Annotated in this window: 1 pseudogene; it reads left to right on the top strand. The window is 36.7% G+C overall.

What is annotated here, in order from left to right:
- Window positions 1–148: 148 nt before the first annotated feature.
- Window positions 149–324: pseudogene (locus BCT81_RS05645) on the top strand (phosphoenolpyruvate synthase); the annotation flags it as partial.

The following is a 324-nucleotide window of genomic DNA, read 5'->3' as shown; positions in this document are numbered from 1 at the left end:
AAACTCTCTTAAGTCAAAGTTATCTCTGTTATTACTAATATTCTTATTTTTATCAGCAGCCCGACGCTAAATACGGGATTTTCACTTGTATTAACAGGCAGCTATCGGTATTTTCGTTTGAACACAACATAAAAATGCTGGAGCAGCAATGACTCAAGAAAATCAAAGCACTTTGCACCCAGAACTAGTCTTAGGCGATGTGCTGCCTTCTTATAACGATAATAATAATTCCAACCACTTATACGTCTCTCTCTCTGAATTGGTCATGGATCGTGTCTTCTACCATCCAAGTATTGAAAGCCATTTAGATACACTTTCTGATAT

The organism is Vibrio sp. 10N.261.52.A1 (assembly GCF_002876325.1).
GTDB classification, from domain to species: domain Bacteria; phylum Pseudomonadota; class Gammaproteobacteria; order Enterobacterales; family Vibrionaceae; genus Vibrio; species Vibrio chagasii.
This window is presented reverse-complemented; position numbering and strand designations above follow the sequence as displayed.